This is a genomic window from Parvularcula dongshanensis, from assembly GCF_014199615.1.
In the GTDB taxonomy this organism is placed as follows: domain Bacteria; phylum Pseudomonadota; class Alphaproteobacteria; order Caulobacterales; family Parvularculaceae; genus Parvularcula; species Parvularcula dongshanensis.
This window is the reverse complement of record NZ_JACHOB010000001.1, coordinates 319,558-340,711: the sequence shown is the minus strand read 5'-3', so window position 1 is coordinate 340,711 and position 21,154 is coordinate 319,558. Positions and strand designations below refer to the sequence as shown.

Sequence of the window (21,154 nt, the reverse complement as noted above, 5' to 3'; positions counted from 1 at the left end):
GCTACTCCGCGAGCGCGCGGGGCAGCTTGAAGGTGACCGTCTCGCGGGTCGTCTCGACCTCGTCCACGGTCAGGTCGTAGCGATCGGCGAACGCGTCGATCACGCCCTGCACCACCGCCTCCGGCGCGGACGCCCCTGCCGTCAGCGCGACGACGCCCGGCGCGAGGCGGCCCAGCGTCTCCCAGTCGATCGCGGCCGCATCCTCCGCGAGCACGGCGTAGGGGCAACCCGCCTTGCGTCCGACCTCGACCAGGCGCTTCGAGTTCGACGAGGTCTCGGAGCCGATCACGATCAACGCGTCGGCCTCGGCCGAGATGACGGCCGCCGCCTCCTGGCGGTTGGTCGTCGCGTAGCAGATGTCGTCCTTGTGCGGCACGTGGATGCCGGGGAAGCGGCGCCGCAGGATGCTGATCACCGTCGCCGCCTCTTCGACCGACAGCGTCGTCTGCGTGACGTAGGCGAGGGACCGCGGGGCGCCGTCCGCGCCGAGCGGCGGCTCGAACGCCTCCGCATCCGCGGGCGTGTCGATCAGCGTGACCGCGCCTTCGGGCAGCTGGCCCATCGTGCCGATCACCTCGGGATGGCCGGCATGACCGATGAGGAGGACGTGGTGGCCCCGGTCGAAGTGGCGCTGCGCCTCGATGTGCACCTTCGAGACCAGGGGACAGGTCGCGTCGAGGTAGAGGAGGTTCCGCCGCTCGGCCTCCGCCGGTACCGATTTGGGCACGCCGTGAGCCGAGAAGAGGACGGGGCGGTCGCCCGGCACCTCGTCGAGCTCGTCGACGAAGACCGCGCCCATCTCGCGCAGGCGGCGCACGACCGTCTCGTTGTGGACGATCTCGTGGCGGACGTAGACCGGCGCGCCGAAGCGCTCGATCGCGCGTTCGACCATGATGATGGCGCGCTCGACCCCGGCGCAGAAGCCGCGGGGGCTCGCGAGGCGCAGCGTCAGCGGAGGCTTCGTCATCGTAATCCTTCGTCCGCCCCCGGGGGCGGTGGCGTCTGCGGTCCATATGTCTATAAGCGCTTCCCGGCGCGCCCGACAGGGGCGGCACGAGGAACGCTTCATGGCACGCTTCACGATCCCCGCTCTTCTCCTCACGCTCCTGCTGCTCGCAGGCTGCTCCTCGCTGCGGGAATCGCGCCGACGGGCGGAGCAGGCGAACCCCGCCCCGTGCCCCAACGTCTTCGTCCTCGACGATGCGGCGCGGATCATCGAGTTCGACGGCGAGCCGAGCCTTGATACGGTCGCCTGGACCGGCGAGGTGCGCGACGTGCGGACCAATTGCCGCTACGTCGAGGACACGCCGATCAGCGCCGAGATCGAGATCGACTTCGCGCTCGGCCGCGGGCCGGCGGCGAGCGGCTACCAGCACGAGCTTCAGTACTTCGTCGCGGTGACGCGGACGAACCGCGACCTGATCGAGAAGTCTGAGTTCACGCTACCCGTCACCTTCCGCGAGGGACGGGCGACCGTGACCCTGACCGATGAAGTCGACGGCATCGTCATCCCGCGCGCGAACGCGGACACGGCCGGCACCAACTTCGAGATCGCGGTCGGCTTCGTGCTGACGCGGGACCAGCTCCTCTACAACCGCTCGGGCGACAGCCTGAAGTTCCCGGAGCTTTGACGCCGTGAGCGCGACCCTAACGGACAGGCTGTCGGCGGTCGTCGGACGCGCCTTCGAGGCGCAAGGGCTGGACGCGGCCCTGGGCACGGTGCGGCCGTCGGACCGGCCCGACCTCTGCCAGTTCCAGTGCAACGGCGCGCTGGCGGCCGCGAAGCAGGCGAAGCGCAACCCGCGCGAGGTCGGCGCGGCGGTGGCCAAGGCGCTGAAGGGCGAGGCGGTGTTCGCCACCGTCGAGCTCGCAGGGCCGGGCTTCCTGAACCTCACCCTGACCGACGAGGCGCTTTCCGAGGCGGCGCAGGCGGCGCCTGCGGGGTGGACCGCACCGACGCCGCAGAAGATCGTCGTCGACTATGGCGGCGCGAACGTCGCCAAGCCCCTTCACGTCGGCCACCTTCGCTCCGCCCTCATCGGCGAGGCGATCAAGCGGACGCTGAGGGCCGTCGGGCACGAGGCGGTCGGCGACATCCACCTCGGCGACTGGGGACTGCAGATGGGGCAGCTCATCGTGCAGATGGCGGAGGAGCGTCCGGATCTTCCCTACTTCGACGAGGGCTTCGAAGGACCCTATCCGGAAGAGAGCCCCGTCACGGTGGACGACCTCGCCGCGCTCTATCCGCGCGCCTCGGCCGCCTGCAAAGCCAAGAAGGACGAGCTGGACACGGCCGTGCGCGAAGCCGCCGCGTCCCGGCTCGCGAAGGCGCAGGGCGCGACGGCCGCGCTTCAGGCGGGGCGTCCCGGCTACCGGGCCCTCTGGCAGCACTTCATCGACGTCTCCCTGCCCGCCCTCGAAGCGGACTACGGACGCCTCGGCGCGCAGTTCGAGCTGTGGCGCGGCGAGGCGAGCGTCAACGACCGCATCGCGCCCCTGGTCGCGCGGCTCGAGGGGCAGGGGCTGCTCGAGGAGTCGGACGGCGCCAAGGTCGTCCGCGTCGCGCGCGCGGACGACAAGAAGGAGATGCCGCCGCTCCTGATGATCAAGTCGAACGGCTCCGTCGGCTACGGCTCGACCGACCTTGCGACCATCGACGAGCGGGCGGAGGAGGGCTTCGAGCGTTGCCTCTACGTCGTCGACAAGCGGCAGGGCGAGCACTTCGAACAGGTCTTCCGCGCGGCGGACGCGGCCGGGATCATGGCCGAGGACCGCCTCGAGTTCTGCGGCTTCGGCACGATGAACGGCAAGGACGGCAAGCCGTTCAAGACGCGGGCAGGCGGCGTTCTGCGCCTCTCCGACCTCTTCGAGATGGTGCTCGGCAAAGCCCGCGACCGCCTGTCCGAAGGCGGGGTGGGGGCGGACTACCCCGAAGAGGAGCGCCAGGCGATCGCCGAGGCCGTCGGCATGGCCGCGCTCAAGTTCGCCGACCTCTCGAACCCGCGCACCACCGACTACGTCTTCGACCTCGACCGGTTCGTGGCCTTCGAGGGCAAGACGGGCCCCTACCTTCTCTACGCCGCGGTCAGGATCGATTCGGTCCTGCAGAAGGCCGCCTATGAGGGCGGGGCCGACGGTTTCCGCATCGGGCACGAGGCCGAGCGCGACCTCGCGCTCGCCTTGGCCGCCTACCCCGACGCGCTTCGGGCCTCGCACGACCGGCGGATGCCGCACGTCCTTTGCGACCACGCCTACGCCGTCGCTCAGGCCTTCAGCCGCTTCTACGCCGCCTGCCGAATCGGGGACGAGGCGGACAGGGACGTCAGGACCTCGCGGCTCGCCCTCGCCAAGGCGACGAGCGAGCAGCTGCACACGGTGCTGGACCTCCTCGGGATCGCGCTGCCGCCCCGCATGTAGCCGGGGCGGGGCGTAGCGCCCTGAAAATGCCCATGGTTCGGCGGTCGTCCGTCGTAATACTCTCAGGCCCGGGTCGAGGCGCGTTCACAGGAAGGTGTTGCATCTATGCAATGCTGCAGCGCGAAGTTCCCCTTGGGGAAAACCGCGGGGTGCGCTGCAAAAGAACTGTCACACAGGATGACTAACGCCCCGCTCACGATCGGGCAGCGTTCAACACGCCGTCCGGCACCTTCGTTCCAGAGGTCATCCGAATGAACTTCAAGACCCTCCTCGCCGCCGGCGCTGCCGTCTCGGCGCTCAGCACCGTCGCGGTCGCGCAGGACATCACCGGCGCCATTCGCGGCACCGTCACCGACGAGGCGGGCAGCCCGCTCTCCGGCGCCAACGTCTCCATCACCGACACGCAGACCGGTCAGACGCGCCGCTTCACGACCGACGATTCGGGCAGCTTCTCCGCCCGCAACCTCTCCGTCAGCGGCAGCTACACGGTCACGGCCAGCGCGTCCGGCTACCAGCCGGAACAGACCGAAGGCCTGCGGCTCAGCCTCGGCAACACCCAGACCCTGACCTTCGACCTCGCCTCGGGCACCACGGACGAGATCGTCGTCGTCGGCACCCGGCAGATCGTCGACGTCGCGACGGGCCCGGCGGCCGTCTTCAACCTCGAGACGCTCGAGAGCACGCCCGCGATCAACCGCGACATCAAGGACGTCGTGCGGATCGACCCGCGCCTCTACCTCGACGAATCCAACGTCGACGCGATCCAATGCGCAGGCGCCAACCCGCGCTACAACTCGCTCACGGTTGACGGCATCCGTCTCAACGACAATTTCGGCCTGAACTCGAACGGCTACCCGACCGAGCGGATTCCGTTCTCCTACGACTCGATCGAGCAGGTCTCGGTCGAGCTCGCGCCCTTCGACGTCGAGTATGGCGGCTTCACCGCGTGCAACATCAACGCGGTCTCGAAGTCCGGTCAGAACGAGTTCTTCGGCTCGGCCTTCGCCGACTACACCGCTGACGAGCTGCAAGGCGACAAGGCCGGCGACCGCGACATCGACAACGGCAATTACGACGAGTGGCGCTACGGCGTCTCGGTCGGCGGCCCCGTCATCCCCGATACGCTGTTCTTCTTCGCCTCGTACGAGAAGCTCGAAGGCCAGGACCTGTTCGGCAACAACACGCCGACCGGCAAGGGCATCACGGACGCGCAGTTCCAAGAGATCGTCGACATCGCGCAGTCGGTCTACGGCTACACCGTCAGCGACCTTCCCTCCGTGCTCGCCAACAAGGACGAGAAGTTCCTCGGCAAGCTCGACTGGAACATCAACGACGACCACCGCGCCTCGTTCACCTACAACTACAATGAGGGCTTCTCGAACTCGCCTTCGGACGGCGACCCGGACGAGCTTCCCGAGTTCAACCACTTCTACAAGCGCGGCGCGACGCTGAACTCCTATGTGGGCTCGCTCTACTCGAACTGGACGGACCGTCTGTCGACGGAGTTCCGGGTCTCCTACATCGACCTCGAGAACCTGCAGCAGTCCTACGGCGCCGACACCGGCTTCGGCGAGGTGCAGATCGCGGTTCCGGGCGGCGATGGCGGGCGGACGACCGTCTACCTCGGCGAGGACGACAGCCGTCAGTCGAACGAGCTGAACTACGAGCTGCTGACGCTGAAGGCCAAGGCGGACTACGAGGTCGGCAACCACATCATCACGATCGGCGCCGAGCGCGAAGAGTTCGACGTCTTCAACCTCTTCGTCCAGGAGACGGGCGGCGAGTTCCGCTTCGACTCGGTCGAGGACTTCCGCAACGGCGACCTGAACCGCATCATCTACGAGAACGCGGCGGGCACGAACAATCCCGACGACGGCGCGGCGAAGTTCGGCTACGAGATCACGACCGCCTACCTGCAGGACGTGTGGCAGGCGACGACGGACCTTCAGATCACGGCGGGCGTGCGTTGGGACTACTACACGTCCGACGACCGGCCGAACTACAACCCGCTGTTCCAAGGGCAGTACGGCATCCGCAACGACGACAACCTCGAGGGCAAGGGGCTGGTCCAGCCGCGCGTCGCCTTCAACTGGGACGCGGGCGCGAACGTCTCCGTCCGCGGCGGCGTCGGCCTCTTCTCGGGCGGCAACCCGAACGTCTGGATCTCGAACAACTACTCGAACAACGGCGTCACGCTGTACGAGTTCCAGGAGCGCGGCACGAACATCCTCACCGACTACACCTACTCGGGTGGCGGTCAGCCGATCTTCGACATTCCCGACGAGGCGCTTGCCGAGGTCGCGGCGGCGCAAGGCGGCGGCCCCGTCAACGCGCTCGACCCGAACTTCGACCTGCCGGCGGAGTGGAAGTACGCGCTCGGTGCGACGATCAACTTCGACACGAGCCCGCGCTTCCTGGGCGAAGGCATGCGCCTCGACCTCGACGCTCTGTACTCGAAGACCAAGGAAGCGGCGATCGTCAAACCGCTCGCCTACATCGAGGACATCGCTCGCGGCGACGCGTCGGTCGCGCCCGACGGCCGTCCGATCTACCCCGGCGGGGCGGGCGACTTCGTGCTGACGAACACGGACGACAAGGGCGACGCCCTCGTCCTCTCGGCGAGCCTGTCGGCGGGCTACGACTTCGGCCTCGATTGGTCGCTGGGCTACGCCTATACGGACGCCACCGACGTCAACCCGATGACCTCGTCGGTCGCGTCGTCGAACTTCTCGAGCTACGACACGTCGGACGCGGTCTTCCCGCGGGCCTACACGTCGGACTACGAGATTCCGCACCGCTTCACGATGCGTCTCGACTACGCGCATGACTTCGTGCCGAACTACGAGACCCGCTTCTCGCTCTTCGGCCAAGCGTTCGAAGGCTCGCCCTTCAGCTACGTCTTCGGCAACAACGCGTTCGAGACGGGCGGCCTCGTCTTCCCGGACGACCGTCAGCTCCTCTACGTGCCGATCAGCGCTGGGGACCCGCTCGTGGCGTCCGCGCCGCAAGAGTTCTACGAGTTCGTCGCGAACAACGAGGACCTGCGGAAGCATGTCGGCGGCATCGCGCCCCGGAACGGCTTCAACAACGACTGGTCGACCAAGTTCGACCTGCGCGTCGAGCAGCAGTTCCCGGGCGTCCTCGAAGGGCACGCGGCCTCGGCCTTCGTGATCCTCGAGAACGTGGGCAACTTCCTCGACAGCGACTGGGGTCAGCAGACGACCTACGGCTTCCCCGAGGACGCGCCGATCGTCGACGCGGAGATCGTGAACGGCCAGTACGTCTACACGAACTTCCAAGAGCCGGGGACGAGCACGGTCCTCAACTCCTCGCTGTGGAGCATCCGCCTCGGCGTGCGCTACGAGTTCTAAGCGCCTCGCTGAAGCGAACTTCGAAAGGGCGGCCTTCGGGCCGCCCTTTCTCTTTATGGCGCGTCAGAAGACGCCTATCTTCAAGCCATGCTCGACGACCTCTACTCGGACGCGCTCCTCGAAGCCGCCGGCAGCGTGCCCGCCGCCCGGACGCTGCCGGATGCCGACGCGACCGCGCGGCGCAGCTCCAAGGTCTGCGGCTCGTCGGTCGAGCTCGACCTCTCGGTCAGGGACGGCGTGGTCGCCGACGTCGCCCTTCGCGTGAAGGCCTGCGCGCTCGGCCAGGCCTCCGCCGGCATCTTCGCGCGCACCGCCGAAGGCGCGACGCCGGCGGAGCTTCATGAGGCCGCAGCGCAGATGCGCGCGATGCTGAAGGAGGACGGACCGCCCCCCTCGAACCCGCGCTTCGCGGAGGCGGCCAAGCTACAGCCGATCAAGGCCTACCCCGCGCGCCACGCCTCGACGCTCCTCGTCTGGGACGCCGCCGTGGATTGCCTGGATCAGATCGCAGCGCGTGCTTAGGCGCGCGCTTCTCGGCCTCGTCCTCGCCTACCGGGCCGTGGGCTCGCCGTTTTTGTGGTTCTTCGGGCTACGCTGCCGGCACGAGCCGTCCTGCTCGGCCTACGCGGCGGAGGCGCTGCGGACGCACCCCTTGCCGCGCGCCTTGTGGCTGTCCGCCCACCGCCTCGCGCGCTGTCACCCCTGGGGCACGCAGGGCTACGATCCGGTGCCGCCGAGGCGGACGCCAGGCCCGCTCGCTTGACGCAGGGCGGGGGCGGGGGGCACACCCGGATCGCCCCTGCGCGGGGCCTGACCCCCGCGCCTAAAAGACAAGGTTTCTCATGCCGGTTCTGACGCTGCCGGACGGCGCGAAGAGAGAGTTCGAAGGCCCCGTCACGGGCGCGGACCTCGCCTCGGACATCTCGAAGTCCCTCGCCAAGCGCGCCCTCGCCGTGAAGGTGGACGGCCATGTGCGCGACCTCCACCGCGAGATCGAGAAGGACGCCGCGGTCGCGGTCGTCACCGCGCAGGACGAGGACGGGCTCGAGCTCATCCGTCACGACGCGGCGCACCTGCTCGCCCAAGCCGTCAAGAAGCTCTACCCCGAGACGCAAGTGACGATCGGGCCCGTCATCGAGGACGGCTTCTACTACGACTTCTTCCGCGAGACGCCCTTCACGCCGTCCGACTTCGAGCGCATCGAAGAGGAGATGCACCGCCTCGTCGACGCGGACCTGAAGACCCGCCGCGAGGTCGTGGACCGCGACGAGGTCGCAAAGCGCTTCGAGGCGCAGGGAGAGCACTACAAGGCCGAGATCATCCGCGACCTGCCCAAGGACGAGGACGTCACGGTCTACCATCACGGCGAGTGGTACGACCTCTGCCGCGGCCCGCACCTTCCGAGCACGAAGGACATCGGCCACGCCTTCAAGCTGATGAAGCTCGCGGGCTCTTACTGGCGCGGCGACCACCGGAACGCCGTCCTGCAGCGCGTCTACGGCACGGCCTGGGCGAGCGAGAAGGATCTCAAGGGCTACCTCCACCGCCTGGAGGAGGCCGAGAAGCGCGACCACCGCAAGCTCGGCCGCGAGATGGACCTCTTCCACCTGCAAGAAGAGGCGCAAGGGTCCGTCTTCTGGCACCCCAAGGGCTACGAGATGTGGCTTTCGCTCGAAGCCTACGTCCGGCGCCGCCTGGGCGAGGACGGCTATCGCGAAGTGAAGACGCCGCAGCTCCTCGATCAGAAGCTGTGGCAGGCCTCCGGCCACTGGGGCAAGTACGCGCAGAACATGTTCGTCGTCCCCGACGCCGTTCCGGACACGGAGAGCGGTGGCCCCTTGTTCCCCGAAGGAGCCTTCGGCGAGGACGCGAAGCTCCTCGCGATCAAGCCGATGAACTGCCCCGCCCACGTGCAGATCTTCCGTCAGGGAACGAAGTCCTACCGCGACCTGCCGCTGAGGCTCGCAGAGTTCGGCTGCTGTCACCGCAACGAGCCGACGGGCGCGCTTCACGGCATCATGCGCGTGCGGCAGTTCACGCAGGACGACGCGCACATCTTCTGCCGCTGGGATCAGATCGAGGCGGAGACGATTCGGTTCTGCGCGCTCGCCTCGTCGGTCTACAAGGACTTGGGCTTCGAGGACGTGCGGATCGCGCTCGCGACCCGGCCGGAGCAGCGCATCGGCACAGACGAGGAGTGGGACCGGATGGAGGCGGCGCTGGCGCGGGCTCTGGACGCCGCCGGCCTCGACTATGACGAGCTGCCGGGGGAGGGCGCCTTCTACGCGCCGAAGCTCGAATACCACTTGCGCGATGCGATCGGCCGGTCCTGGCAGTGCGGCACGCTGCAGCTCGACCCCCTGCTGCCCGAACGCCTCGACGCGGCCTATGTCGACGAGGACGGCGCGCGGAAGCGGCCGGTCATGCTTCACCGCGCGATCCTGGGCTCGATGGAGCGGTTCTTGGGCATCCTGATCGAGGATTCCGCGGGCCGCCTGCCGCTCTGGCTGTCGCCGGTCCAGGTCGTCGTCGCGACGATCACGACGGACGCGAACCCGTATGCGGAGAAGGTCGCGGCCGAGCTGCGCGCGGCGGGCCTCCGGGTCGAGACCGACCTTCGCAACGAGAAGGTCGGCTACAAGGTGCGCGAGCACTCCGCCGCCAAGGTGCCTGTCATCGCCGTCGTCGGCGGGCGCGAGGCGGAGGAGGGCACGCTCGCGCTCCGCCGGCTCGGCTCCAAGGAGAGCGAGACCCTAAGCATTGAGGATGCCGGAAAGAGGCTTTCCGGCGAAGCGACGCCGCCTGACCTTCGTGGAGACTGATCCTGTGAGGGGGGAAGGGGAGCAGCTGGACTTGCTGGACGGCACGGTCAGCGTCGTCGTCGTCTCCTACTTCACGGGACCGCTCCTGTGGCGCTGCCTCGCCGCCGCGCTCGCTCAGCCCGAGGTTCGCGACGTCGTCGTCGTCGACAACGGCAATTGGGACCGCACGCGCGACGACCTCGCGCTCATGGCGGAAGCGGACGACCGCGTGCACGTCGTCACCGGTCAGGGAAATGTCGGCTTCGCGGCAGGGTGCAACCTCGGCGTCGCCGCCGCCTCGGGCGAGGTGATCTTCATCCTCAACCCGGACGCCATCCTAGCGCCCGGCGCGGTCGCCACCCTTCTGCGCGAAGGGCGGCGTTACGGCGGGCGGGGGGCGTGGCTCATCGGGGGGCGCCTCCTCAATCCGGACGGGACGGTGCAGGCGGGCGCGCGGCGGGGCGCACTCACACCCTGGACGGCGCTCGTCGAGATGACGCGCCTCTACCGCGTCGCGCCGCGCCACCCCTACTTTCGCCGCTTCAACCAGCACGGCGAGCCCGAACCGGACGGCACCGTGCCGATGCCGGTCATCTCGGGCGCCTGCATGATGATGCCCCGCGAGACCTACGAGGCGGTCGGCGGGATGGACGAGGCGTACTTCCTTCACGTCGAGGACGTGGACTTCTGCGTCCGGGTCGGGGCGGCGGGGGGCAAGGTGCTCTACACGCCGAAGGCCGAGGTCACGCACTACAAGAGCTCGTCCCGGGCGAACCGCTTCCGGATCGAGCAGTTGAAGGCGCACAGCCTGCATCTCTACTTCCGGCGTCACTTCTCGGGCGTCTACCCGCCCGGCTTCCTGACGCTGGTCTCGGCGGTAAGCTGGGGCGGGGTCGGGCTGCGCATGGCGAAGCTCACGGCCCAAAGAACGATCGGACTGACGGGCGTGGGCCGGCGCAGCGGCGCCAGGGGCGGGGTGCGCGCGGCGAGGGTCACCGGCCGCGCGGCGGAGCGCTAGCTCCGCGCCGCGAGCTCCGCCTTCAGGCGCTCGACCTCGGCGCGCAGCGCGCGGACCTCGTCGTCATTGCCGGTCGTCGCCGGGGTGCTCAGGCCGAACATGCGCAGGCCCTCCTCGAAGAAGGCCATGTTCTTCTTCGCCGCGTCCTCGAAGATCTTCAGGCCCGATTGCGGGCTCGCGAAGGCTTCGGACATGGATCGGCGCATGGTCTCCTGGTTCTTCGCGAAGGCGTCCATGGACGCCTCGAGGTAGGAGGGCACGAAGCTCGACAGGTTGTTGCCGTAAAGGCCGATCAGCTGGCGCAGGAACGGCACGGGCAGCATGTTCTCGCCGCGGTTCTCCTGCTCGAAGATGATCTGGGTGAGGACCGAGCGGGTCAGGTCCTCGCCGGACTTCGCATCGACGACGACGAAGTCCTCTTCGCGACGCACCATGTCGGCGAGGTGCTCGAGCGTGACGTAGGAGCTGGTCGCGGTGTTGTAGAGGCGCCGGTTGGCGTACTTCTTCACGATGGTCGGAGAGCCGCCCTTCCGCCCCGATCCCTGCGCATCGTCCTTGCCTTCGAGGGCCGTCTTCTGTTGGGGATGCGCCATGGAAACTCTCTTCTATCGCTGTGCTGCGCCCGATTCGATAAACTGTATACAGGATATCGATTAGCGGAAATCGCTGCAGCGCACAAACTCTGCCACGCATCCAGTTAAGGAAAAGTCCATGGCCAGCTCCGTCGTCATCACCGCCGCGGCCCGTACGCCCATCGGCTCGTTCGGCGGCACCCTCGCGCCCCTCACCGCCGCGAAGCTCGGCGAGGTCACCATGCGCGAGGTCCTCTCCCGCGCGAACCTCGACGGGGCGCGGATCGACGAGGTCATCTTCGGCCACGTCCTGACCGCCGCCCAGGGCCAGAACCCCGGCCGTCAGGCGAGCGTCAATGCCGGCATCCCGAAGGAGCGCCCGGCCATGACCATCAACCAGGTGTGCGGCTCCGGCCTCAGGGCCGCCATGCTCGGCGCCTCGGCGATCCGCGCGGGCGAGGCGAAGGTCGTGCTCGCGGGCGGGCAGGAGTCGATGTCGAACGCCCCGCATGCGAGCCAGCTTCGCGACGGCACGAAGATGGGGCCTGTCACCTTGGTCGACACGATGATCGTGGACGGTCTGTGGGACGCCTTCAACGGCTACCACATGGGCAAGACGGCCGAGAACCTGGCCGAGAAGTACGGCATCTCCCGCGACGAGCAGGACCAGTTCGCCGCCGCCAGCCAGCAGAAGGCGGCCGAGGCGCAAGAAGCCGGACGCTTCGACGACGAGATCGTCGCGGTCACCATTCCCGGCCGCAAGGGCGACACGGTCCTCGAGAAGGACGAGTACATCCGCGCAGGGACGACCGCCGAGAAGCTCGGCGGCCTCAAGCCCGCCTTCGAGAAGGAAGGCACCGTCACCGCCGGCAACGCGTCGGGCCTCAACGACGGCGCTGCGTCCCTGATCCTGATGTCCGAGGAGGCTGCGTCCGAGCACGGACAGACCCCGCTCGCCCGCATCGTCTCCTACGCGCATTGCGGTGTCGACCCGGCGATCATGGGCATCGGCCCGGCGCCGGCTTCCAAGCTCGCGCTCGAGAAGGCGGGCTGGTCCGTCTCCGACCTCGACCTCATCGAGGCGAACGAAGCCTTCGCCGCGCAGTCCCTCGCCGTCGCGCGGGAGATGGAGTGGGACATGGACAAGGTGAACGTGAATGGCGGCGCGATCGCGCTCGGCCACCCGATCGGCGCGTCCGGCGCGCGGATCCTCACCACGCTTCTCTACGAGCTCAAGCGCCGCGGCGGCGGCAAGGGCCTCGCGACGCTCTGCATCGGCGGCGGCATGGGCGTCGCCATGTGCGTCGAAGCGTAAGCCCAGAGAGCTAGAACCAGAAACCTAGAAAAGGTGGGAGGAAGGCATGAGCGGAGTTGCGATCGTCACCGGCGGGACGCGAGGGATCGGCAAGGCGATCTCCGCCCGGCTGAAGGGGGACGGCTACACCGTCGCCGCGATCTATGGCGGCAATGACGAGGCGGCGAAGGCCTGCGCGGACGAGCTCGGCATCGCGGTCTATCGCTGCGACGTCTCGGACCCCGAGGGCTGCGCCGAGACGGTCTCCCGGATCGAGGCGGAGCACGGCCCCGTGGCCGTCCTCGTCAACAACGCGGGGATCACCCGGGACGGCATGTTCCACAAGATGAGCGCCGATCAGTGGCGGGCGGTCCTCAGCACCAACCTCGACAGCGCCTTCAACATGACCCGCCCCGTGATCGACGGCATGCGCGAGCGCGGCTTCGGCCGGATCGTCAGCATCTCCTCGATCAACGGCCAGAAGGGCCAGCTCGGCCAGGTCAACTACTCCGCCGCCAAGGCGGGGCTGATCGGCTTCACCCGGGCCCTCGCCATGGAGACGGCCCGCAAGGGCATCACCGTGAACGCCATCGCGCCGGGCTACGTCGAGACGGACATGACCTCTCAGATGAAGCCGGAGGTCCTGCAGTCCATCGTCGCGGGCATCCCCGTCGGCCGCATGGGCAAGCCCGAAGAGATCGCCCACGCGGTGAGCTACCTCGTCTCGGAGCATGCGGGTTTCGTCACCGGCGCGGTCCTGACGGCGAACGGGGGCCAGTACGTCGCGGCCTGAACGGCGGGGCAGAATTGGCTACGACACGCACTCTTCGCGCCACATTCTTGCCCTCGCCCTTAACAGGACGTCTCCCAAGCCGCTTGGTTTCTGATCGGGGACTGAAACCTTCCCTCACACCTCTGCGATAGGCAGGCTGTGCCGGGGCCTCCCCGGCTGCAGCGGGAAGGGAGTCCCCGGCATGACTACGCTCAAACGACGCGACTACATCTTCCGTCCGAAGCCGCGCCGCGCGCGTTCGGCAGTCCTCTTCGTCATGCTCGCCGCGGCGGGCACGCTCGGTGCGGCTGCGGTGACCGCCACGGAAGCGGGCGATCTTCAGGCCATGGCGGCCGCCGTCGCGCAGCTCGGCTAACCGGCCGCGACGAGGACGCCGCCGCCCACCAGATAGGCGGCGATGAGAAGAACGGTCTCGAAGCCGATCCCGCCCGGGCCCTGACGCTCGCGGCGAAGAAGGCCCATGACGAGAACGGTCGTCATCAGCATGCACAGGGCGAGGGTGAAGACCTGCCGCTGGTTCACCGCGGCGTAGATCGGACCGCCCCGATAGGCTGCGTCGGACGCCGCCAAGAACAGAACGTCGAAGGCGTTGCCGCCGATGATGCCGCCGACCGCGAGCGTCAACGCGCCGCGCCGCACGGCGGCGACCGTCGTGACGAGCTCCGGCAGCGAGGTCACGAGCGCCGTGCCGAAGACGCCGATCACCGATTGGGAGAGCCCATAGGTCTCGACCGCGCCCTCCGCGGCGCGTCCGACGAGAAGGCCCGCCGCGCCCGTCGCGAGCGCGAGGAGGGCGAACTCGGTCCAGAGGCGGGCCGTGGAGGCCTCGCCGCTCTCGTCCTCGTCCGGGTCGTCGGTCCTGGTGTCGTCGGTCCGTTCGGGCTGCCAGCCCGGCGTCTGGCTCGCGCGGCGCGTGACCCACAGGCCGAGGGCGTAGAAGGCAACGAGGAGGAGGCTCGCCGGGTGGATGCCGAGGACGGCGTAGTCCGGCATCGCCGTGCCGAGCACGGCGAGGGCGAGGCAGCCCGTGAGGACCGTCCCCTGGATCATGTTCTGAAGGCTCGCCGCCGCGTGCTCGAGGTTCGCGCGGCGGTAGGCGAGGTCGGCGATCGCGAGGAAGAAGGTCTGGCCCGCAATGCCGCCCGCGGCGTTCGAGACGGCCAGCTCCGGCAGCCCGTTCCACGCCGCGACGACCGAGGTCGTCAGGCCGGACAGCGACGTCGCGGCGCCCAAGAGGACGGCGCCGACGATCGCCTCGCCGAGGCCGGTCCTGTCGGCGAGCCTGTCCGCGACGCTCGAAAGCCGAACGCCTGCGAACAGGATGATGACGGCTGCGACCCCGAAGGCGGCCAGGATGCCGGTCGTGCTCTCCGGGGTCAGGAACGCCAAGAGATCAGCTGGCGCTCATGCCGCCGAGCGCTTGCCCGCGGGCGGGCGGGCTCGTCACTTCGACCGCGCGGAAGCTCTCTTCGACTTCGTAGTGGTGCATGACGCCCTTGGGCACGCGCCAGCTGTCGCCTTGGGTCAGGTGCAGCGTCTCGTCGCCCGAGCACAGCTTGGCTTCGCCCGCGATGACGTAGCCCAGCGTCTCGTAGTCCTGGGCGTGGTCGTCCTTGCCGGTCGTCTTGCCTTCGTTCCACTCGCGCAGCGCCATGCCGGCGCCCGCCATCATCTGCGCTTCGCCGTGGCTGCCGGGGGTGGCGTCCTCGGCGTTCAGCTTCTCGATCTTATCGGCCATTGCGTATTCTCCTTATGCTGTAGGGTTGCCACCAGTGACGCCGATCACCTCGCCGGTGACGTAGCCGCTCTCCTGCGTCGCGAGGTACACGTAGGCGGGGGCGAGCTCCGCGGGTTGGGCCGGGCGGCCGTAGGGCACCTCGTCGCCGAAGTTCTCGATCACGTCCTGCGGCTGGCCGCCCGAGGGCTGCAGCGGCGTCCAGACGGGGCCGGGGGCGACGCCGTTCACGCGGATGCCGCGCTCGGTCATCTGCTTGGCGAGCGACTTCGTGAAGCCGATGATCGCCCATTTGGTCGAGGCGTAGTCGAGCAGGTTCGCCGACGGTTTCGAGCCTTGGATCGACGTCGTCGTGATGATCGCCGCGCCCTTCGGCATCAGCGGGATCGCCGCCTTGGCGAGCCAGAACATCGCGTAGCAGTTCGTCTTGTAGGTCCGGTCGAACTGCTCGGTCGTGATGTCGAAGATCGACTCCTGCGCGGTCTGCTTGCCGGCGTTGATGACCAGCACGTCGAGCCCGCCGAGCGCGCCGGCCGCGTCCTTGACGAGGGACGTGCAGAAGCCTTCTTCGGTCAGGTCGCCGGGGAAGGTGTGCAGCGTCTTGCCTTCGGCCTCGAAGAGCTTTTTCAGCCCCTCGACGTCGGACGCTTCTTCTTGAAGGTAGTTGATCGCCACCTCGGCGCCTTCGCGCATGTAGGCGATGGCGGTCGCGCGGCCGATGCCGCTGTCCCCGCCGGTGATCAGCGCCTTGCGGCCTTCCATCCGACCGAGCCCTTTATAGCTCGTCTCGCCATGGTTGGGGGCAGGGGTCATCTGATCGGTCGTGCCCGGCGCGTCCATGGGTTGCCGGGGGAAGGGGGGGCGGGCGTACTGGGTCAGCGGGTCGCGCATCGCCCATTGGTTCTGCGTCGCGTCGGTCATGTCGTCTCCTGACGGTGAAAGCTTCCCGGTAACAGGGCTGTGCCGGGATGGTTCACCCGTGGCGCGGATCACCGTCCGTTTCGCCCGGCACGTTCTTGCGTTGCGAGCCGCCCTCGCGTTCGGCTTCGCGGCGGCCCTCCTCGGCGGGCGGAGTGCGGGGGTCCTGGTCCTGGGTCTTGCGCGGATCGTCGGTCATGGCGGCCTCCTTTCTTGCCGAACACGCGGCGGGTGAGGGCGGCAGGACACGAACACGTGTGAGGCTCGGTCAGGAACACGAACCCGGACCAAGGCGTTGGCGGGATTACGGGAACGAGGCGACTGAGACAGTAGCTTCGGAAGAGACACATCATGAAACGCACGACCATGGGCTTCGCCCTCCTCGCCGCTGGTTCGCTGACGGCCGCCCCCGCCCTCGCCCAGCAGGAGATGTCCGATCACGGCAGCATGCATAGCGAGACGACGGCCATGAGCCCGTCCATGAAGTCCAAGAGCGCCGACACCGCGTCGATGGACATGGACGCGATGTTCACGAAGGCCGCGGCGCAGTCCGGCCAGTTCGAGATTCAGAGCAGCCAGCTCGCGCTCGACAAGAGCGACAACCAGGACATCCAGCAATACGCGCAGCAGATGATCACGGATCACCAGAAGCTGTCGAAGCAGCTCAAGTCGGCGGCCTCGATGACGCCGCCGATGGACGCGGGGCCCGCGAACGATCTGATCCTCGCCAGCCTCGAAGGCATGGAGGGGTCCGAGTTTGATCAGGCCTACATCGAGAACCAGGTCCACGGCCACGCCATGACCGTCGCCTTCTTCGAGGCGATGGCCGAGAACGGCGATGGCGAGCTCGCCGACCTCGCCGAGCAGGCCCTGCCGACGCTCCGCGATCACCTCGACCATGCCCGCGGCATCGCGAGCGGCATGAACCTGATGTAAGACCGGCTCGGTCCGTAAGCGGACCGACCGAACGATCAGGAAGGCCCGGCCGCCCCGCGCGTGCCGGGCCTTCTTGCGTTCGCGCCGGAAGGCGTCCTCGCCATTTTGCCCGGAGGCCCTTTCGGCTAGGGCGAGCTTCGCGCGCCGAGGGACCATCGCCTTGCCAGGACGGATCTTCTCCAGGAGCCGAGCGTTCCCGCTCTGGCTCGTCGTCTTCTACACGGGCTGGCTCGCGCTGATGGCGGCGGGCCGGTTGTGGGGCGAAGCGCTCGCGCACTGGCCGATCGCCGTCGCGATGGCGGTGGGGTCCTACTTCGCGGGTTCGACGCCGATGGGGGGCGGCACGGTCGGCTTCCCCGTCCTGACGCTGATCTTCGGCCTTCCCGCCTCGCTTGGCCGCGGCTTCGCCCTTGCGGTGCAGTCGGTCGGGATGACGTCGGCCTCGATCTACATCCTATCCTCCCGCAAGACCGTCGACTGGGCGCTCTTGCGGCCCGCCCTCGTCGGCGCGACGCTCGGCGTGCCGTTCGGGGCGGCCTTCCTCGCGCCGCACGCGCCCGACCTCGGCGTGAAGCTCCTCTTCGCGGTCGTCTGGGCGAGCTTCGGGATCATTCACCTCACTCGCTTCCACGCGATCGTCGAGCCGGAGGGCGGACGCCCGCCGCATGGGCCGCTCGACCGGCCGATCGGTCTCGGGGTCGGCTTCGTCGGCGGGATCGTCGCCTCGCTGACCGGGGTCGGGATCGACATGATGATCTACGCGGCCTTGGTCTTGTTCTTCCGTACGGACCTCAAGGTCGCGATTCCGACCTCCGTCATCCTCATGGCCTACGCCTCGCTGCTCGGCACGGCGTCCAACGTCGCCCTCGGCGCCGCCTTCGGGGCCCCTTACGGCGTGCCTTACGAAGTCTTCCTCTACTGGATCGCAGCGGCGCCGGTCGTCGCGGTCGGCGCCCCCTTCGGCGCGCTGGTGGTCGACAGGATCGGCCGAAAGCCAACCTTGATCCTGGTCTCGGTCCTCTGCGTGGCGCAGTTCGCCTGGATCGTTCTGCAAGAGAAGGTCACGGGTCCCCCGCTCTTGGCGGCCTTCGTCGGCCTCGGCTTCCTTTGCGGCGTCTTCGCCGGCGTGATCGCCCTCGGTCGCCGGATGGGCGCCCGTCAGGGGGCGTAGCCCGCCTCGGCGAGCAGGGTGAGGAGCGCGATCTTGGTCGCGCGCTGCGTCTCCTCGTCGGTCCAGCGCTCGTCGAGCGAGTGCGCCCTGACCGAGCGGCCGCCGCGCGACAGGGTGATCGCGGGCACGCCGAGGGAGAGGGGCACGTTCGCGTCCGTGCTGCTCGCCGCCGTCTCCGGCTGGAGGCCGAAGGCGCGAAGCGCGGCGCCCGCGTGCTGAACGAGGGGCGAGCGCAGGTCGCCTTGGCCCGCCGGGCGCTTGCCGATCGGCTCGACCGCGAGCGTCAGGGGCTCGCCGACCCGGCGCACCTTGTTCTCCGCCTCGAGGCCCGCCCGCATCGCCTTCTGGAAGGCCTCGTCGAGCGCGGCGAGCTTCTCGGGGTCGCCTGAGCGCATGTCGACCTCCATCACGCTTTCGAAGGGGATCGAGTTGACCGAGGTGCCGCCGCCGATCCGGCCGACCGAGTAGGACGACTTCGGCCCGCGCGCCGTGATCGGCCTTGCGGCCTCGTCGAAGGCAGCGATCGCGCGGGCGAGGGCGATGTGCGGGTTCGGCGCGCCGAAGTCGGACCAGCTGTGCCCGCCAGGGCCTTCGATCCGCACACGGTAACGGTTGGAGCCGACCGCGCTCGTGACGATCCTTTGCGCTTCCGATCCGTCGATCGCGATCAGAGCGCCGAGGGGTTCTGCGCCCTCGCGAAAGAGGTGCCGCACGCCCGAGAGGTCGCCGAGGCCTTCCTCGCCAACGTTTCCGACCAGAAGGATGTCGCGTTGCGTTTCGATGCCTGCCTCTTCGATCGCGCGCGCAAGCTCGAGGAGGAGGACCACCCCGCGCGCGTTGTCGCCGATGCCGGGCGCGGCGTAGGTGTCGCCGTCGCGCTTCACGGTCACGTCCGTGCCCTCGGGAAAGACGGTGTCGATATGCGCGAGGACCGCGACGGGCTCACCGCCGCCCGTCCCCTTCCGCCGAGCGACGACGTTCCCGGCCTCGTCGGTCGTGACCGTGCCGAAGCCGGTCTCTTCGAGCATCCCCGCGACGAGCTTCGCCCGCGGTCCCTCGCCAAAGGGCGGGGCGGGCGTCTCGGTGATGGCGACGAGGTCTTCGAGGCTCGCCTCGCCCATCCCATCGAGCGCCGTCATGGCGGCGGCGACCTTGGGGTCCGCGGCGAGGTCTTGCGCCTCAGCTTCGTAGCGGCGCTCGACGGCGAGGGGCTGGAAGAGGAATGCGGCGGCGGCGAGTAGGGATATCATCGGCGCAGCGAAGCCGAGCGGGTCCTCCCGCGCAACCGCTCAGCGCCGCGCGCGGAAGAAGGTCCGCAGCATCTCGCCCGCCGCCTCGCCACCGGGACCTCGCTCGACGAGGGGCCGGGCGTGGATCGTGGGCTGCCCGAAGAGCTTCGGCCCATGCTCGACGGCGCCGCCCTTGGGATCGAGCGCGGCGTAGACGAGGCGCCCGATGCGCGCATGGCTGATGGCGCCGGCACACATCGCGCAAGGCTCGAGCGTCACGTAGAGCGTGCAACCGGTCAGCCGATGGCCCCGGCGCTTCGCGCCTTGGCGCAGGGCCACGACCTCGGCATGGGCGGTAGGGTCACGGTCGCGCAGGGTACGGTTGCTGGCCTCGGCCAGTATGACGCCCCGCTCGTCGACCAGGACGGCGCCGACCGGCACCTCGCCCGCCGCTTCGGCGGCGCGGGCCGCCTGAAGCGCACGGGTCATGAAGATGGTATCGTCCATCGAGACGGCTTAGCCGCCCCGGCGGGTTCAGAACAGCGTCACCGCGTTCGGATCGAACCTGCCATAGCGCGGCAACACGTCGGCGAGCTGGCCTTCCGAAAGACCGAACCAGCGCCCCAGCGCACCGGCGTACTGCTCGGTGCTGATCGTGGGAATCAACCGCCCACGGCCGAAGTCGTACTGGTGCTTCTCGACGCTCGGCGGGATCGTGCCGACGATGCGTCCGCCTCTGACCGCGCCGCCCATGACGAGGTGATGGTTACCCCAGCCATGGTCCGTCCCGCTCGCGTTCGGGATCAGCGTGCGGCCGAACTCTGCCGTCGTGAAGGTCGTCACGCTGTCGGCGACGCCTTGCGACTCCGTCCAGGCGTAGAAGCGGGACATCGCGGCGGAGAGTTGCGATTGCAGAGAGGCCAGCTTCTCGGCCTGACCCGAATGGGTGTCGTAGCCGCCTGCGCGGACGAAGAAGACCTGGCGCGACAGGCCCAGCTCCGCGCGCATGCTGATGATCTTGGCGACCATGGCGAGCTGCGCGGAGAGGTCGTTGTCGCCGGTGGCGATCTCGTCGCCGGTCAAGTCCCCCTTCGCCATCTCGGACAGGGAAGCGGTGGCTTCGACGGCGAGGCGGTGCGCGGCCATGTAGTCGGAGGCCAGAAGGCTATCCATCCCGGCTGCGGAGGCGGTGAAGTGCTCCTCGAGGATCGAGGGCAGCTCTTCGGAACCGAAGGCCCTGTCCCACATGCCGTAGACGCGCGGGATCTCGCCGGTGGGGACTTGGAACGGACGGGTCTTGTTGCCCGACAGGAAGGTCGGGTTTCGGAAGAGCGAGATGGCGGCGTAAGGAGAGGAGGCATCGCCGACGATGTCGCTCATGCGACCGCCCCAACCCGACTTGGCGCCCTCGATCTGGCAGCTGTGCCAGATCGCGTCCTGGTCGTTGTGCGACATCAGGCGCTTGGGCAGCGGCACGCGCTTCGCCTCGGTGTCGGCCCGCGTGCAGTACGCCTCGAGCGGGCCCACATTCGCGACCACGGCGAGGTTGCCCTCACGATAGAGGCTGGCGAGGGAGTCCATCTGGGTCGGCATGCCGAAGCTGCGGCCGTCGCCTTGGGCCGACAAGGACTGCAGCGCTTCTCTCTTGCGGCTTCCGTCCGTGTAGGTTTCGAGCAGTAGCTTGCGGTGACCCGCCCACTCTGCATACCCCTCCGCGTCGCTCGGAATGACGGTGTCGTGGCCGTCCATTCCGCCGTCGAGGTAGACGCAAACCAGCGCTTTGTACCCGCTGCCGGTCTGTGCGAGGGCGGACATGCCCGACAGGGAGCTTAGCGCGATGCCCGCGCCGCCGAAGGCGAGGCTCTGGCGAAGGAAGTCTCTTCTCGTGGTCATGGTCGA

The 21,154-nt window shown here is 68.7% G+C and carries 21 protein-coding genes; 12 read left to right on the top strand and 9 right to left on the bottom strand.

Going from position 1 to position 21,154, the window contains the following annotated elements; all coding sequences use genetic code 11:
• Position 1: 1 nt before the first annotated feature.
• Positions 2-967 carry a 4-hydroxy-3-methylbut-2-enyl diphosphate reductase gene (gene ispH, locus GGQ59_RS01545; protein ID WP_183815194.1) on the bottom strand — a complete coding sequence of 322 codons (966 nt, stop codon included), beginning with the start codon at positions 965-967 and terminating at the stop codon, positions 2-4.
• A gap of 100 nt (positions 968-1,067) precedes the next feature.
• Here ispH and GGQ59_RS01540 point away from each other — a divergent pair, with 100 nt between their 5' ends.
• The 7 genes from GGQ59_RS01540 (at position 1,068) to GGQ59_RS01510 (ending at position 10,607) form a co-directional block, all read left to right on the top strand.
• Positions 1,068-1,631, top strand: coding sequence for a hypothetical protein (locus GGQ59_RS01540; protein WP_183815193.1), 564 nt, complete (start codon positions 1,068-1,070; stop codon positions 1,629-1,631).
• A gap of 4 nt (positions 1,632-1,635) precedes the next feature.
• Positions 1,636-3,417: an arginine--tRNA ligase gene (argS, locus tag GGQ59_RS01535; RefSeq protein WP_183815192.1), complete on the top strand. Its 1,782-nt coding sequence runs from the start codon at positions 1,636-1,638 to the stop codon at positions 3,415-3,417.
• 251 nt (positions 3,418-3,668) lie between these two features.
• Positions 3,669-6,788, top strand: a complete 3,120-nt coding sequence (locus GGQ59_RS01530; RefSeq protein WP_183815191.1) for a TonB-dependent receptor — start codon at positions 3,669-3,671, stop codon at positions 6,786-6,788.
• An 87-nt stretch (positions 6,789-6,875) separates the two neighbouring features.
• A complete protein-coding gene (locus GGQ59_RS01525; RefSeq protein WP_183815190.1) occupies positions 6,876-7,310 on the top strand; it encodes an iron-sulfur cluster assembly scaffold protein in 435 nt (144 codons plus the stop codon).
• Complete coding sequence (gene yidD, locus GGQ59_RS01520) at positions 7,303-7,551, top strand: membrane protein insertion efficiency factor YidD (protein WP_343074219.1); 249 nt, start codon at positions 7,303-7,305, stop codon at positions 7,549-7,551. The genes GGQ59_RS01525 and yidD overlap by 8 nt, the downstream gene beginning before the upstream one ends.
• A 79-nt stretch (positions 7,552-7,630) precedes the next feature.
• Positions 7,631-9,610: a threonine--tRNA ligase gene (thrS, locus tag GGQ59_RS01515; RefSeq protein ID WP_183815188.1), complete on the top strand. Its 1,980-nt coding sequence runs from the start codon at positions 7,631-7,633 to the stop codon at positions 9,608-9,610.
• Positions 9,600-10,607, top strand: a complete 1,008-nt coding sequence (locus GGQ59_RS01510; RefSeq protein WP_183815186.1) for a glycosyltransferase — start codon at positions 9,600-9,602, stop codon at positions 10,605-10,607. The genes thrS and GGQ59_RS01510 overlap by 11 nt, the downstream gene beginning before the upstream one ends.
• Here the strand turns inward: GGQ59_RS01510 and phaR are convergent.
• Positions 10,604-11,200, bottom strand: a complete 597-nt coding sequence (phaR, locus tag GGQ59_RS01505) for a polyhydroxyalkanoate synthesis repressor PhaR (RefSeq protein ID WP_183815184.1) — start codon at positions 11,198-11,200, stop codon at positions 10,604-10,606. The two genes, GGQ59_RS01510 and phaR, sit on opposite strands and share 4 nt — an antisense overlap.
• Before the next feature lie 118 nt (positions 11,201-11,318).
• Here phaR and GGQ59_RS01500 point away from each other — a divergent pair, with 118 nt between their 5' ends.
• From GGQ59_RS01500 to GGQ59_RS01490, 3 genes are all read left to right on the top strand, one after another.
• Positions 11,319-12,494, top strand: coding sequence for an acetyl-CoA C-acetyltransferase (locus GGQ59_RS01500; RefSeq protein ID WP_183815182.1), 1,176 nt, complete (start codon positions 11,319-11,321; stop codon positions 12,492-12,494).
• Positions 12,495-12,540: 46 nt separating this feature from the next.
• Positions 12,541-13,266 (top strand): acetoacetyl-CoA reductase, encoded by a 726-nt coding sequence (gene phbB / locus GGQ59_RS01495; RefSeq protein WP_183815180.1) that lies wholly within the window; start codon positions 12,541-12,543, stop codon positions 13,264-13,266.
• A gap of 181 nt (positions 13,267-13,447) precedes the next feature.
• The gene (locus GGQ59_RS01490) at positions 13,448-13,621 is read left to right on the top strand and encodes a hypothetical protein (RefSeq protein ID WP_183815178.1); all 174 of its coding nucleotides are present in this window, start codon (positions 13,448-13,450) and stop codon (positions 13,619-13,621) included.
• Here the strand turns inward: GGQ59_RS01490 and GGQ59_RS01485 are convergent.
• Genes GGQ59_RS01485 through GGQ59_RS01470 form a run of 4 tightly spaced genes read right to left on the bottom strand, consistent with a single transcriptional unit; the run spans position 13,618 to position 16,118 of the window.
• Positions 13,618-14,655, bottom strand: coding sequence for a sodium:calcium antiporter (locus GGQ59_RS01485; RefSeq protein ID WP_246408230.1), 1,038 nt, complete (start codon positions 14,653-14,655; stop codon positions 13,618-13,620). The genes GGQ59_RS01490 and GGQ59_RS01485 overlap by 4 nt on opposite strands.
• A 4-nt stretch (positions 14,656-14,659) precedes the next feature.
• On the bottom strand, positions 14,660-15,004 hold the full coding sequence (locus GGQ59_RS01480; protein ID WP_183815176.1) for a cupin domain-containing protein: 345 nt from the start codon (positions 15,002-15,004) through the stop codon (positions 14,660-14,662).
• Positions 15,005-15,016: 12 nt separating this feature from the next.
• On the bottom strand, positions 15,017-15,922 hold the full coding sequence (locus GGQ59_RS01475) for an SDR family oxidoreductase (protein WP_183815174.1): 906 nt from the start codon (positions 15,920-15,922) through the stop codon (positions 15,017-15,019).
• Between the two features lie 52 nt (positions 15,923-15,974).
• The gene (locus GGQ59_RS01470) at positions 15,975-16,118 is read right to left on the bottom strand and encodes a hypothetical protein (RefSeq protein WP_183815172.1); all 144 of its coding nucleotides are present in this window, start codon (positions 16,116-16,118) and stop codon (positions 15,975-15,977) included.
• A 152-nt stretch (positions 16,119-16,270) separates the two neighbouring features.
• Here GGQ59_RS01470 and GGQ59_RS01465 point away from each other — a divergent pair, with 152 nt between their 5' ends.
• Both GGQ59_RS01465 and GGQ59_RS01460 read left to right on the top strand, forming a co-directional pair.
• The gene (locus tag GGQ59_RS01465; RefSeq protein ID WP_183815170.1) at positions 16,271-16,855 is read left to right on the top strand and encodes a DUF4142 domain-containing protein; all 585 of its coding nucleotides are present in this window, start codon (positions 16,271-16,273) and stop codon (positions 16,853-16,855) included.
• A gap of 160 nt (positions 16,856-17,015) precedes the next feature.
• On the top strand, positions 17,016-18,026 hold the full coding sequence (locus GGQ59_RS01460; RefSeq protein WP_183815168.1) for a sulfite exporter TauE/SafE family protein: 1,011 nt from the start codon (positions 17,016-17,018) through the stop codon (positions 18,024-18,026).
• Here GGQ59_RS01460 and GGQ59_RS01455 read toward each other — a convergent pair.
• From GGQ59_RS01455 to GGQ59_RS01445, 3 genes are read right to left on the bottom strand one after another with little or no spacing between them, the layout of a single operon-like run.
• Positions 18,014-19,276: a M20/M25/M40 family metallo-hydrolase gene (locus tag GGQ59_RS01455; RefSeq protein ID WP_183815166.1), complete on the bottom strand. Its 1,263-nt coding sequence runs from the start codon at positions 19,274-19,276 to the stop codon at positions 18,014-18,016. The genes GGQ59_RS01460 and GGQ59_RS01455 overlap by 13 nt on opposite strands.
• Before the next feature lie 39 nt (positions 19,277-19,315).
• Positions 19,316-19,762 carry a nucleoside deaminase gene (locus GGQ59_RS01450; RefSeq protein ID WP_221400820.1) on the bottom strand — a complete coding sequence of 149 codons (447 nt, stop codon included), beginning with the start codon at positions 19,760-19,762 and terminating at the stop codon, positions 19,316-19,318.
• Positions 19,763-19,789: 27 nt separating this feature from the next.
• Positions 19,790-21,148: a DUF1501 domain-containing protein gene (locus tag GGQ59_RS01445; RefSeq protein ID WP_183815164.1), complete on the bottom strand. Its 1,359-nt coding sequence runs from the start codon at positions 21,146-21,148 to the stop codon at positions 19,790-19,792.
• Positions 21,149-21,154 lie beyond the last annotated feature (6 nt).